Below are 11,747 nucleotides of genomic sequence, written 5' to 3' on the forward strand. Positions count from 1 at the left end.
GCCTCCCGTTGCTGCGCCTCCCGTTGCTGCGCCTCCCGTTGCTGCGCCTCCCGTTGCTGCGCCTCCCGTTGCTGCGCCTCCCGTTGCTGCGCCTCCCGTTGCTGCGCCTCCCGTTGCTGCGCCTCCCGTTGCTGCGCCTCCCGTTGCTGCGCCTCCCGTTGCTGCGCCTCCCACTGCACCCCTTCCCGCTACCGCTCCTTCCTCCGGCTGCGCTTTGGCTTTTTTGGCGGCGGGCTTGCGCGTTCGTTTGGCGGGGCCGGGATCGGTCGCAACCGGTTTGACCGCCTCGATGCTGGCCTGCAGCGCGGCCATCAGGTCGATGACATTGGTCTCCGGTTTCGCCGGAGCCAGGCTGATCTCCTCGCCGGACACCTTGTGCTCGATCAGTTCAAGCAGCGCCTCCCGGTAGTCGTCGGTATATTTTTCCGGCTCAAACGGGGTTGACAACTGCTCGATCAGCAATTTGGCCATCGTCAGCTCTTTGTCGTTGACTTGAATCGTTTCCGGGAGGTTGGGGACTTGGGAAATCGGCCGGATTTCATCGGGATAAAAAATCGTCTCCACCGCCAGGCAGCCCTCCAGCACCCGAATCGCCGCCAAGCTGCTTTTGGAGCGGATGGCGATTTTGGCGATGCCGATTTTCCCCGACTGCTTCATCGCTTCGAGCAGCAGTTGGTAGGCGTTCGAGCCCGCCTGATCGGGCGAGAGGTAATACGTTTTTTGAAAATAAATCGGATCGATCTCTTCCAAATCGACGAAATCGAGAATGGTGATCGTTTTTTCGACGTGATCGTTCAGCTGCTCAAGCTCCTCTTTTTCAAACAGGACGAATTTCCCTTTTTCGTATTCGTAGCCGCGGGAAATTTCCTCCCAGTTGACATCGACATCGCAAGCCGGACAGCGCCGGACATAGGAGATCGGGCTGCCGCACACTTTGTGGATATATTTCATGGAGATGTCCTTGTCCTCCGTGGCGGAAAACATTTTGACGGGAACATGGACCAGCCCGAAGCTGATCGCCCCTTTCCAGACGGTATGCATGAGGGGATGGCTCCTTTCTTTTTAGGCGTTAGGCGATTTATGCATGTTTATGTGGTTTATGCGGCTGAATTGGTTGCTCAGTTGGCGCATGAAACGCTCATAGGTCTTATTATGGTTTTAAAATATTTTTCTATTAGCGGGGGTTTCGAATCGAAACTATCGTCCGCCGGAGCTCTGACGGTTGTAGCAGCGGCTATTTTACGAAAAAGGATCTTTTCTAAATTTATACGAAAAATAACTCAACGCGTTAAAGTGTGGAAGCGCGTCGAAACAAAAAGGGGGGGTGTTTGATTCTTTTTTTCCATAATATGGGTTTATACTGAATTCAGTTCATGAAGTTCAACTTCATAGCCCATCTGTTTGATTTTTCGAATCCAGTACTCGATGGTTTTTTCACGTTTACCCAAATAGTCTGCGCCCAGTTCCTCGTAAGGCACTTTATCTCGTAGGACGACGTAGATGATCCGTAAGAGTAAATGTGAAACCGCTATAATGGCTTTTTGTTTACCCATTCGTTTGACTAGCCTGTAATATAAAGCGGATATCCGGGAGTCTTTGACCCTTATGGCGGCCCAACCGCATTGACAAAGTACGGATTTTAGTCCCTTATTTCCGCGTTGGTTCTTTTTTCGTTTTTTTTACCGTTACTTTCATGGTTGGCTGGGCATACCCCGGCCCATGAAGAAAGGTGAGCATCGGATGGAAAATGTGACATATCTGTACCCAATTCGGCCACGATGCTCGCCGCTGCATCATGTTTGATCCCAGGAATAGTGTCCAGCAACTCCATTTCCAAGCGATAAGGCATAGTCAGTTGTTCAATTTCTGTTTCCAGTTCTTGAATCTCCTGTTCTAGATACGCAATATGCTCCAGATGTCTTCGAATCATTTTCCGATGATGAAGGCGTAAACGGCCGTTTAGCGCCTCAATAAGTTCGGGAACTTTGCGTTTCAGAGACGACTTCACCATGTCACGAACCTGCCGTTCATTAAGCACTTCACCGTTGACAATGGATTCAAGTAACAATCGGCCGGAAACCCCAAAGACGTCTGACATAAAGGTGGTGAGTTTCAGATTGGCATCTTGCAATATCTTGTGAATCCGGTTCTTCTCTTGGGTCACATTCTGCAGGAGTTTCCGGCGGTATCGAGTGAGGTCACGCAAGTCGCGAATATCTACGCTCGGGACAAAACTTTGCTCGATTAATCCGCTTCGGTGTAACCGGGCGATCCACTCGGCATCGCTATAGTCGGTTTTTTTGCCTGGAACATTCTTGATGCGGGCCGGATTGGCGAGGGTCAACTTACAAGAATCCTCCAGAATGTTCCATACCGGCTTCCAGTATACCCCGGTGCTTTCCATGGCCACATGGGTACATTGTTGATCTTCGAGCCAGTCTTTTAAACGAAGTAGTTCCTTGGTGGTCGTTCCGAATGTCTCGATTTCTTTTGACGGTCTCTTGTCGAGCGGACCGTACAGAAGGCAGGCCACGATATTATCCTGATGGACATCTATACCTGCACATCGTTCCAAAATCGCATCCAAAACGAACAACTCCTTTCTGGATGTTTTAAGCAGATCATGCAACCTTGTATAAAGATGACACTTTATACTCGTACTCGTGGTAACAATCGGCGATTCTCGTGGTTGCAATTGGTCCGATTCTAACACGGAGTGTTTCTCCAAAATGTAATCGACCTATGATCCACCTATAATTATTACCTCATAAAGTGAGTGCGTGTACAACCCATATTTTTCATATATGGCGGTGGCCGCCAGGCCATATTTGATTCTAACGGTTGCAGGCGCCGTTATTTGCCTGAAAAGACGCCGGTTTGATTTCTAACGGACAGGGGAGTCGCTATTTGCCGGGTAAAGGCCAGATATGTCACTGGCGTTGCATTAACGCCTACACAAAATCTCTGGTACACCTAGCCGGCTATTCCATTTGAGATCACGCCAGAAAATCTAACGGTTGTATTAGTCGCTATTTTGCCAAAAAAGTCCCTTTCTAAATTTTAACGGTTGTGAGCGCGGTTATCTGCTCTAATCTGAGCCCAAATACCCGGGTTATAGCTAAATAAGCGCTATGGCAACCGTTAGAGTGGTTGTGACCGCAAAAAATTGGCCGATTTTGGAACTCTCATGGGGAAAAATCCTGTAGAATACGCTCAAATTGCCCAGTTTGCATCCTACCGTGCCTCATCTATTGGAAATATCCAATCAGGATGCTATATTTACTATTAATTTACAATTCTATTGGAGATTTCCAAGCACAACAACCGTATTGAACAGATAGGTTTCGTGGTTGCGGGGGCTTCGGCGGACCGATATAATGGGGACATACGTTTTTTTGCGATCGTTTCATCCGGCGGGCCGTAAGGACGGGGCCTTCAAGGGCCACGGGGCTATACTGGCTCGCTTAAAGGTGGTTGAGCATGGTGGAATTTGACAAACCCTTTGCTTCGTACGTTTATGAGGCCGAGGATCTGCACGGAACGGAAAAACTGGCGGCCCATTTGGCCCGGCAGGCGCTGCCGGGAACGGTGATCGCGCTGGACGGCGATTTGGGAGCGGGGAAGACGGCGTTTTCCCAATTGTTCGCGAGACACCTGGGGGTAACGGACACGGTCAACAGTCCGACGTTTACGTTGATCAAAGAATACGAGGGCAGGCTGCCGTTTTATCATATGGACGTGTACCGGTTGTCGCTGGAAGAGGCCGAGGAGCTGGGGCTTGACGAATATTTTTACGGGGCGGGCGTTTCTCTGGTGGAGTGGGCCAGCCTGATTGAGGAGCTGCTTCCGGCAAATTTGCTGCAAATCTATATCGAAACCGTGTCGGCCACGGCGCGGAAAATGCATATCAAAGGGCGGGGCGAACCCTATGAAGCGTGGGTGTCCGCCCTGCAAAAGAATGGGGTCTCCTGAAGATGAACAACAATTACGAACAGCGGCCGCAGCAGCGGCTTTTGGCGTTTGACACCTCGACGTCGTCGCTGGCGGTAGCGGTCATGGAGGATGGCCGGCTGCTGGCCGAGCGGAGCATGCACGCCGAACGGGATCATTCGTCGCTTTTGGTTACGGCGATCAAGGAATGTCTGGACGCGGCGGGGCTGTCCAAACGGGAATTGACCGGGATCGCCGCCGGGGTCGGGCCAGGCTCGTATACCGGAATCCGGATCGCCGTCACGACGGCCAAAACTTTGGCCTGGGCGCTGCGGCTGCCGGTATATGGCGTCTCGAGCCTGGAGGCGCTGGCGCTGGGCGGCTGGGCCGGCGCCAGCGGGCAGGACGCGGCCAAGCTGGGCGCTTGGGCCGCTGCCCCGGCTGAAGCCGGCCGGGCCAAGCCGGCCGCCGAGAACCGCCGCTACGCCGGCGGCCACTGGATCGTGCCGCTGGTGGACGCGCGGCGCGGCCAGGCCTATACGGCGCTGTTTGCCGCGCCGGCGTCCGGCGGCTGGCCGCAGCGGCTCGCGCCCGACGCCATCCGGCTAATGGACGGCTGGGCCGGCGAGCTGTTGCAGCGCCTTACCGCGCTGGAGCCGCAGGAGCGCCCGGCCGCGGTTTGGTTTGTGGGCGAAACCGGGAAGCACGAAGCGGCCATTGGCCAGCTGCGTTCCGCCGCGTTGGCGCCGGTCCATCCGGTCCCTTACGAACTGGAAGGTATCTTCATGGGAATGGCCGGCGTGAAGCGGCTGCGGACGTTTCCGGCCGACGAGGTTCATTCGCTTGAGCCGAACTATACCCAGTTGGCCGAAGCGGAAGCCAAGCGGCTGCGCAACGGGTGAAGGGGGGAGCCGATATGATCTCAAGGAAAGCGGAGAATTTCAACCCCGAAAACGTCGGCTTCCGCACCATGAAGCTGGAGGACATCCCGGATATTATGGTCATCGAGCATGAATCGTTTACGTTGCCCTGGAGCGAAGAGGCGTTTCGCAACGAATTGACTCATAATCATTTTGCCCGCTATTTGGTGATGGAATATAACGGCCAGCCGATCGGCTATGCCGGCATGTGGACGATCGTGGATGAAGCGCATGTGACGAATATTGCGGTGAGAACCGCATACCGCGGGTTGCATTTGGGGGAAAAGCTGCTCCGCCGCATGATGAAATGGGCGGCCGAGCTCGGCATGGTCCGGATGACGCTGGAGGTTCGCGTTTCCAACGAGGTAGCGCGTTCACTCTATGGAAAAATGGGCTTTTCCCCTGCAGGAGTAAGAAGAGGGTATTATTCCGATAATCATGAGGATGCGCTCATTATGTGGTGCGAGCTGCCGAAGCGGCCGCACCGGGCAGGGAACACGGAAGGAAGCGGATGGTATTGATGCAGGAACAGGATTGTTATATTTTGGCGGTGGAAACGAGCTGCGACGAAACCTCCGCCGCCGTCGTCAAAAACGGGACCGAGGTCCTCTCCAATTTGATCGCCAGCCAGATCGAAACGCACCGCGCCTTCGGCGGCGTGGTGCCGGAGGTGGCCTCGCGCAAGCACGTGGAGAGCATTACGCGCATCCTGGAAGAAGCGGTTCGGGAGGCGGATATTCCGCCGGAGTCGCTGTCCGCGATTGCCGTTACGGAGGGGCCTGGGCTTGTGGGCGCGCTGCTCGTCGGGATTATGGCGGCCAAGAGCCTCGCTTTCGCCCTCGAAAAACCGCTGATCGGCGTACATCATATCGCCGGGCATATCTACGCCAACCGCCTGATGGAGGACATTTTGTATCCTTCTATGGCGCTCGTCGTTTCCGGCGGACATACCGAACTGGTGCTGATGGAACGCGAAGGCAGCTTTAAGCTGCTGGGCCATACCCGCGACGACGCCGTAGGGGAAGCTTACGACAAAGTGGCCCGGGCGCTCGGTTTTCCGTATCCGGGCGGACCCTATGTGGACAAGCTGGCCGGCGAAGCGGAGGAGGCCGAGGAGCTCCCGCGGGCGTGGCTGGAGCCGGATTCCTACGATTTCAGCCTGAGCGGATTGAAATCCGCCGTGCTGAACGCGGTGAACCAGCACCGGATGCGCGGGGAAGACGGCTATCAGCCGGCCATTGCCCGCGGGTTCCAGGAGTCGGTGATCGAAGTGCTGGTGGAGAAGGCAGTACGCGCGGTACGGGCGACCGGTTCGCGCCAGCTCTTGCTTTGCGGCGGAGTCGCCGCGAATCGCGGCCTTCGTTCCGCGCTGACCGAGCGCTGCGCCGGCGAAGGGATATCCTTGATTATTCCGCCGCTGGCTTATTGCACGGACAACGCGGCTATGATCGGCGCCGCCGCTTACCTGAAATGGAGAAGCGGGGAATTTTCCAGCCTTGGGCTGAAGGCCGAGCCTTCCTTGTCGCTGGAGGGCTGGTCCGTTCAAACGGATAACTAACTCCATATAAAAAAACAGCTGTGCCATAGACCGTTGCCGGATATTCTATGGTACAGCTGTTTTTGCGTGGTGCCGTTCGGCAATGAATCCTAGCGGTTTTCCCCCGCATTCGCCGCTTCGGCCGCGGCCGCGGTTTCTTTGATGCCGGGGCTTAAGACCGCTGCCGAAGCAGCGGAGGCGCCGCCGCTCATTTTGCTCGTTCCTTCAAAAATACTGCCCTCTTCAACGGAAAGCGCCGCGGTTACGATATTTCCGTAAAGCTTTCCTTTGGACGTGATCGACAGCTTGTTTTTGGCCTGTACATTGCCGTGGACTTCCCCGGCGATAATGATGTTTCTGGCCAGAATGTTGGAGTGAACCAGCCCCTTCTCCCCGATCGTAACGTCCCCTTCGCATTCGATGTCTCCGGTAATTTGACCCTCGATGCGCACGCCGGCCTCCGATTTGATTTTTCCTTCAAAAACGCTGCCTTCGCCAATCAACGTGTCGGTCGTGTTCGGGTCGAGCCTCTCGGGCTGCTGCCTATTGCCTCTTAGTTTCATTTTTGATCTTCCTCTCCGGGTTTTCTTAAATACAGCTCGGGATCAACCGTAGCTCCGTTCTTCTCTACTTGAAAGTGCAAATGGGGCCCCGTGCTTCTGCCGGTCGAACCCATTTCCGCGATCTTCTCGCCCTGTTTGACGGAATCTCCTTTTTCCGCTTCGATTTTGCTTAGATGCATATAGATGGTGCTGAGTCCCGAAGGATGGGAAACCGTTATGTAATTGCCCCGTGCGCTGTTGTGTCCCGCATCCGTCACTGTGCCGTCCGCGGCGGCATATACCGGATCCCCGACCCCGCCGCCGATATCGAGACCTTTGTGCAGCTCATGCCCCCTGCCGTCAAAAGGGTTGTCCCGTTCACCGTATCTGGACGTAATCCGGACCGATTCCGTGGGCCAAAAAGTCGGGAAAATGAGCATCATTTTTTTATACTGCTGCAGCGATGATTTGGCCAGTTCCAGCCGCTGCTGCAATTTCGGCAGTTCGTTTAACGAGCCGGTGATGCTTTTCTTCGTTTCCTCCACGAGGGAGGCGATGTCCTGTTCCATTATAGGAACTGCGTCGCCGCCAACGCCTCCCGCCGCCAAAGCTTCCGTAGCGGTATTTTTGGATAAAGAGGCGGAATTGATGTTGGTTCTCTGGATGATGCCGTCTTTGGTGATCGACTTCAGTTCGGCCTCCAGCTGTTCCAATTCACTCATTTTCGCTTCGATCGTTTTGGATTTTTCGGAAAGCTCCATCAGCTCCGACAATAGCCGGTCAATCTCCTTCTCCTTGTCGACGAATAGGTTCGACGAATCGGAAAGCTCCGCCTCCAGCGAACCGATGCGGCTTGTGTGGCTGCGATTGACGGCAAATAAGGCCAACACTGAGCCAAGCAGCAGGGCTGCGGCGATCAGAACGGCTAACATATGAGTAAAATGAAATTTAAAGCGAAATACGGGATTTGTACCTTCGGGTACGACCAGCATGGTATATCGCCGGTTTAACTTTTTCTTGAATCTTCCCCTCATGTCATCCTCCTGTCATTCTAGCGCCGATATATCTAGTAGGACAAAAGTCATTATTTCTACTTGCCCCTACAATTATTTCGGCAAAATGTTCCAAATTCCTCCATTGTGAAAAAAATTGCTCTTTTTTTCACCATTCAAGCAGGATTTTGTCGAAGGCAAGTGAATGTGCTCATCCGGCTGGTGTATAATGATGGAAGTGCGAGCGGGCATTCCGCCGGGGTGCCGGGATGGGAGGAACATGGTGAAACCGGTTAAAAGGTCAAAATTTCGAATTTGGTTAGGAACTTGTTTCTATCGGACTCAGCGTTACCTGAATTGGTGGTTTGGTCCGGATAAGCTGGCCAAACAGCGGATAACCGAACTTTTTCCCCACCGGATTTTTCAGCATCAAACGGTTTTGCTTAGGCAGCTCAAGGATGTCGATATGCAACTGCAATACAACAAAATAATTAACCTCAAGCTGGCGGCGAAGAACATTGACTGGCTGATCATCCGGCCGGGGGAGACCTTTTCGTTTTGGAGAACGATAGGCAAACCGACGCGGAAAAAAGGGTACGTAAACGGCATAGTATTGCACTACGGGAAATTCAAGCAGGGAATAGGAGGCGGTTTATGTCAACTAGCCAATTTGCTTTATTGGATGGCGTTGCATTCACCGCTTGAAATAACGGAGCGCCACCGCCACAGCTATGACGTATTTCCCGATTCGGGAAGAACCCAGCCCTTTGGAAGCGGAGCCACCTGCTCCTACAACTACCTTGATTTAAAGCTGTATAACCCCGGTCCGGAACCGCTGCAGCTCCACGTTTATTTAACGGAGCGGTATTTGGCCGGAGAAGTCAGATCCATGAAGGAACCGCACTATCGCTATGAGGTTTATGAAAAGGATCACCGGATTTCCCAGGAATATTGGGGAGGTTACATCCGGCATAATTTGCTGTTCCGGCGCACCTACAACCTTGCGGGTGAAATAATGCGGGACGAGTACGTCACGGAAAACCATGCGTTGATGATGTATGAGCCGCTGCTGGAGTCCGGAAGCGGAGGCAAGAATGCCGCCGAACCCTCCAATGGAAGGAGTTGGGTTATGTGAGCTACAAGAACGCGTTTATTCGGGTTTCTCCCGATTGTCCGGCGGATAGGGCCGTTGTTCCGGAGGCGGGCAAGAAGGGAAAACCGATTCATATGATCCAGTACGAGCTGCTGTCGCAGGCGCCTTACCGATACAATCATGAGGAACTGATTTTCGAAGTGCATATCCGCCATAAAGGCATTTCCGAGGAAGAACTCTGCGAGCGCAGACAGGAGATTGGGGACGAATTGTTCAGCAAACCGCACGCCTGCATGCGGGCTTCGGCCCTTCCGAAAAAATACGGATGGGGCGTGCATTACGATGAACATGGAAAAATCGCCTTATACGGCGTGGATTCCCGCGAATACCGCGAGTTCTGCGAAGTGCAGGACGGCCGGGTCAAGCTGCTTGACGGGATGCGCAGCAGCCGGAAGTAGCGAGCAACCAAAAAGGAGAAGGAGAAACGAAACATGGAAGAGATCAACGGCAAGTTAATTACGGTGGAAACGCTGCGGGCGGATATGGTTAACCTTGGCGTTCGGGAGGGAGCGACGCTGCTCGTACACTCCTCTTTTAAATCGTTAGGGGAATGGGTGTGCGGAGGGCCTGCCGCCGTCGTGCTTGCCCTGGAAGCCGCGGTGGGGGAAACGGGCACGATCGTGATGCCGACCCATAGCGGCGATTTGACCGACCCGTCCGGCTGGGGGAATCCGCCGGTGCCTGAGGCGTGGTGGGAGGCGATCCGCGAGCAAATGCCCGCGTACGATCCGTCGCTAACGCTTCCGCTCAAGATGGGCGTCATTCCGGAAACGTTCCGCAAGCAGGAGGGAACCCTGCGCAGCGGGCACCCGCTTTATTCCTTTGCCGCCCGGGGCGCTCGCGCGGATCGCATCGTTACGGCGCATTCCCTGGCGTACGGGCTTGGAAACGAGTCGCCGCTGGCCCGGATTTATGATCTGCGCGGAGACGTGCTGCTGCTGGGCGTCGGGCACGGCAACAACACCTCCATCCATTTGGCGGAATGCCGGTCCGATTATCCGGGCAAAACGAAGCTCATCAACAAGGCCCCGATGAATGTTAACGGCGTAAGACGTTGGGTCGAGTTCCCGGACGTCGCCTACGATGCCGACGATTTTGAACAGCTGGGGGCGGATTTTGCGCAGGATACGGGGTTGGTGAAAAAAGGAAAGATCGCCGGGGCCGAGGCGATGCTCATGCCCCAGCGCGATTTGGTCGACTATGCCGTCGAATGGCTTGCAAGCCATAGAACGGAGCTGGAAGGATAAGCTAAAATGGTTTGGCTGCCGGTGCGATCATTCGGCGGGGAGCCCCGCTTCCACATCGCCATCCCAATTCAGCATGCCTCCCCTGTAGTTGTGAACCCGTTCAAAACCGTTATGCCGGAAGAAGCGTGCTACCTCAAAACTGCGGCTGCCGCTGCGGCAGATAAACACGTATTCCTTGCCCGGATCGAATTCCTCCAGCCGGTGCGGGATTTCGCCCATCGGGATCAGCGGAACACCGGGAATGTGGCCGGCTTCGTATTCGAAAGGTTCCCGGACATCGATAATGATCGTTTGGTCATCCGGGTTTTGCAGCAGGTTCTTCAGTTCATCCGAGTTGATATGGGAAATGCCGTCAATGATTTCGCTCATGAGTAGCGCCTCTTTTCATTAAAAATGTATATGCCTGGTCCGGCGCGGCATTAATGGAAAACGTCCATGCTCAGATAACGTTCGCCGTTATCGGGAGCGATGCACAATATGCGTTTGCCGGCTCCAAGCTTTTTGGCAAACTGCAGCGCCGTCCACACCGAAGCGCCGCTGGAGGGTCCGACGAGGATGCCTTCCAGGGCCGCCAGGCGCCGGACGGTGTCCAGCGCAGCTTCATCGCTAACCTGGACGATTTCGTCATATACTTCGGTGTTCAGAATCGGCGGGATGAAGCCTGGGCTTGTTCCAACCAGTTTATGCGGCCCCGGCTGCCCTCCGGACAGCACGGGCGAGCCCTTGGGTTCGGCGACGACGATGGAGATGCCGGGAATACGCTCGCGCAAATATTCCCCGGTCCCCGTAATTGTCCCGCCGGTTCCCGCGGTGGCGATGAATAGATCCAATTGTCCTTCCATTTGTTGTACGATTTCCGGACCGGTCGTCAGCCGGTGGACTTCGGGGTTGGCCTCGTTTTGAAACTGCTGCGGCATAAAGCTGCCCGGGATTTGAGCGTGAAGCTCCCGGGCTTTTTCGATTGCCCCGGGCATCCGCTTCGCGGCCGGCGTCAGCACGACTTCGGCGCCATAGGCTTTAAGGATGGCGATCCGCTCCTTGGTCATGTTATCCGGCATGACCAAAATCGCTTTATAGCCTTTGGCCGCCGCATTCATCGCCAGGCCGATGCCGGTGTTGCCGCTGGTCGGCTCGATGATCGCGGCCCCTGGCTTCAGCAGGCCGGCCCGTTCCGCGGCCGCGATCATATGGAAGGCGGCGCGGTCTTTGACGCTCCGGCTTGGATTGAAATATTCAAGCTTCACAAATACCTCGGCATCCTGCTCTCCTGCCAACCGCCCCAGTTTAACGGCCGGGGTGTTTCCGATCAGCTCTGTAATATGATTTACTGCTTTGCTGGACATGTCGTGGCGGCACCTGCTTTCCGATACCCGTTATTTTTAATCCATTTTGATCTGCAACTGTCTTCGCTTATTGTATCGGGTTT

At 54.7% G+C, this 11,747-nt stretch carries 12 protein-coding genes and 1 pseudogene; 7 read left to right on the top strand and 6 right to left on the bottom strand.

Annotation, left to right across the window (positions count from 1 at the left end):
* Positions 1–183 precede the first annotated feature (183 nt).
* Positions 184–1,041 (bottom strand): annotated as a pseudogene (ku, locus tag NYE74_RS30945) (non-homologous end joining protein Ku); the annotation flags it as partial.
* A 598-nt stretch (positions 1,042–1,639) separates the two neighbouring features.
* On the bottom strand, positions 1,640–2,587 hold the full coding sequence (locus NYE74_RS30950; protein ID WP_249732660.1) for an IS110 family transposase: 948 nt from the start codon (positions 2,585–2,587) through the stop codon (positions 1,640–1,642).
* A gap of 893 nt (positions 2,588–3,480) precedes the next feature.
* On the opposite strand from NYE74_RS30950, the gene tsaE reads away from it, so the two are divergent.
* The 4 genes from tsaE to tsaD are packed head-to-tail and all read left to right on the top strand — an operon-like array spanning position 3,481 to position 6,408.
* Complete coding sequence (gene tsaE / locus NYE74_RS30955; protein ID WP_036625281.1) at positions 3,481–3,972, top strand: tRNA (adenosine(37)-N6)-threonylcarbamoyltransferase complex ATPase subunit type 1 TsaE; 492 nt, start codon at positions 3,481–3,483, stop codon at positions 3,970–3,972.
* Between the two features lie 2 nt (positions 3,973–3,974).
* The gene (gene tsaB / locus NYE74_RS30960; RefSeq protein WP_036625279.1) at positions 3,975–4,832 is read left to right on the top strand and encodes a tRNA (adenosine(37)-N6)-threonylcarbamoyltransferase complex dimerization subunit type 1 TsaB; all 858 of its coding nucleotides are present in this window, start codon (positions 3,975–3,977) and stop codon (positions 4,830–4,832) included.
* 14 nt (positions 4,833–4,846) lie between these two features.
* The gene (rimI, locus tag NYE74_RS30965; protein ID WP_170179974.1) at positions 4,847–5,371 is read left to right on the top strand and encodes a ribosomal protein S18-alanine N-acetyltransferase; all 525 of its coding nucleotides are present in this window, start codon (positions 4,847–4,849) and stop codon (positions 5,369–5,371) included.
* Positions 5,362–6,408 (top strand): tRNA (adenosine(37)-N6)-threonylcarbamoyltransferase complex transferase subunit TsaD, encoded by a 1,047-nt coding sequence (gene tsaD / locus NYE74_RS30970; protein ID WP_124331793.1) that lies wholly within the window; start codon positions 5,362–5,364, stop codon positions 6,406–6,408. The genes rimI and tsaD overlap by 10 nt, the downstream gene beginning before the upstream one ends.
* Positions 6,409–6,497: 89 nt before the next feature.
* Here the strand turns inward: tsaD and NYE74_RS30975 are convergent, their stop codons facing one another.
* Together NYE74_RS30975 and NYE74_RS30980 are read right to left on the bottom strand one after the other, a co-directional pair.
* On the bottom strand, positions 6,498–6,950 hold the full coding sequence (locus NYE74_RS30975; RefSeq protein ID WP_036625270.1) for a bactofilin family protein: 453 nt from the start codon (positions 6,948–6,950) through the stop codon (positions 6,498–6,500).
* The gene (locus tag NYE74_RS30980) at positions 6,947–7,963 is read right to left on the bottom strand and encodes a M23 family metallopeptidase (RefSeq protein ID WP_270620270.1); all 1,017 of its coding nucleotides are present in this window, start codon (positions 7,961–7,963) and stop codon (positions 6,947–6,949) included. The genes NYE74_RS30975 and NYE74_RS30980 overlap by 4 nt, the downstream gene beginning before the upstream one ends.
* A gap of 238 nt (positions 7,964–8,201) precedes the next feature.
* On the opposite strand from NYE74_RS30980, the gene NYE74_RS30985 reads away from it, so the two are divergent.
* From NYE74_RS30985 to NYE74_RS30995, 3 genes are read left to right on the top strand one after another with little or no spacing between them, the layout of a single operon-like run.
* Entirely contained in the window at positions 8,202–9,056 is an 855-nt protein-coding gene (locus NYE74_RS30985; RefSeq protein ID WP_326047412.1) for a VanW family protein, read from the top strand.
* Positions 9,053–9,472: a DUF6157 family protein gene (locus NYE74_RS30990; RefSeq protein ID WP_036625266.1), complete on the top strand. Its 420-nt coding sequence runs from the start codon at positions 9,053–9,055 to the stop codon at positions 9,470–9,472. The genes NYE74_RS30985 and NYE74_RS30990 overlap by 4 nt, the downstream gene beginning before the upstream one ends.
* A 33-nt stretch (positions 9,473–9,505) precedes the next feature.
* Complete coding sequence (locus NYE74_RS30995; protein ID WP_036625263.1) at positions 9,506–10,321, top strand: aminoglycoside N(3)-acetyltransferase; 816 nt, start codon at positions 9,506–9,508, stop codon at positions 10,319–10,321.
* 27 nt (positions 10,322–10,348) lie between these two features.
* Here NYE74_RS30995 and NYE74_RS31000 read toward each other — a convergent pair whose 3' ends face one another.
* Both NYE74_RS31000 and cysK read right to left on the bottom strand, forming a co-directional pair.
* Complete coding sequence (locus tag NYE74_RS31000; protein ID WP_036625261.1) at positions 10,349–10,690, bottom strand: rhodanese-like domain-containing protein; 342 nt, start codon at positions 10,688–10,690, stop codon at positions 10,349–10,351.
* A gap of 50 nt (positions 10,691–10,740) precedes the next feature.
* Positions 10,741–11,664 carry a cysteine synthase A gene (gene cysK, locus NYE74_RS31005; RefSeq protein WP_036625258.1) on the bottom strand — a complete coding sequence of 308 codons (924 nt, stop codon included), beginning with the start codon at positions 11,662–11,664 and terminating at the stop codon, positions 10,741–10,743.
* Positions 11,665–11,747 lie beyond the last annotated feature (83 nt).

Source organism: Paenibacillus sp. FSL P4-0127 (assembly GCF_038007325.1).
GTDB lineage: Bacteria > Bacillota > Bacilli > Paenibacillales > Paenibacillaceae > Fontibacillus > Fontibacillus macerans.

What these genes read in the sequence shown, in the direction of transcription:
- NYE74_RS30980 (WP_270620270.1), bottom strand. Translation starts at nt 7,963, where the DNA reads ATGAGGGGAAGATTCAAGAAAAAGTTAAACCGGCGATATACCATGCTG.
- rimI (WP_170179974.1), top strand. Translation starts at nt 4,847, where the DNA reads ATGATCTCAAGGAAAGCGGAGAATTTCAACCCCGAAAACGTCGGCTTC.
- cysK (WP_036625258.1), bottom strand. Translation starts at nt 11,664, where the DNA reads ATGTCCAGCAAAGCAGTAAATCATATTACAGAGCTGATCGGAAACACC.
- tsaD (WP_124331793.1), top strand. Translation starts at nt 5,362, where the DNA reads ATGGTATTGATGCAGGAACAGGATTGTTATATTTTGGCGGTGGAAACG.
- tsaB (WP_036625279.1), top strand. Translation starts at nt 3,975, where the DNA reads ATGAACAACAATTACGAACAGCGGCCGCAGCAGCGGCTTTTGGCGTTT.
- NYE74_RS30975 (WP_036625270.1), bottom strand. Translation starts at nt 6,950, where the DNA reads ATGAAACTAAGAGGCAATAGGCAGCAGCCCGAGAGGCTCGACCCGAAC.
- NYE74_RS31000 (WP_036625261.1), bottom strand. Translation starts at nt 10,690, where the DNA reads ATGAGCGAAATCATTGACGGCATTTCCCATATCAACTCGGATGAACTG.
- NYE74_RS30995 (WP_036625263.1), top strand. Translation starts at nt 9,506, where the DNA reads ATGGAAGAGATCAACGGCAAGTTAATTACGGTGGAAACGCTGCGGGCG.
- tsaE (WP_036625281.1), top strand. Translation starts at nt 3,481, where the DNA reads ATGGTGGAATTTGACAAACCCTTTGCTTCGTACGTTTATGAGGCCGAG.
- NYE74_RS30985 (WP_326047412.1), top strand. Translation starts at nt 8,202, where the DNA reads ATGGTGAAACCGGTTAAAAGGTCAAAATTTCGAATTTGGTTAGGAACT.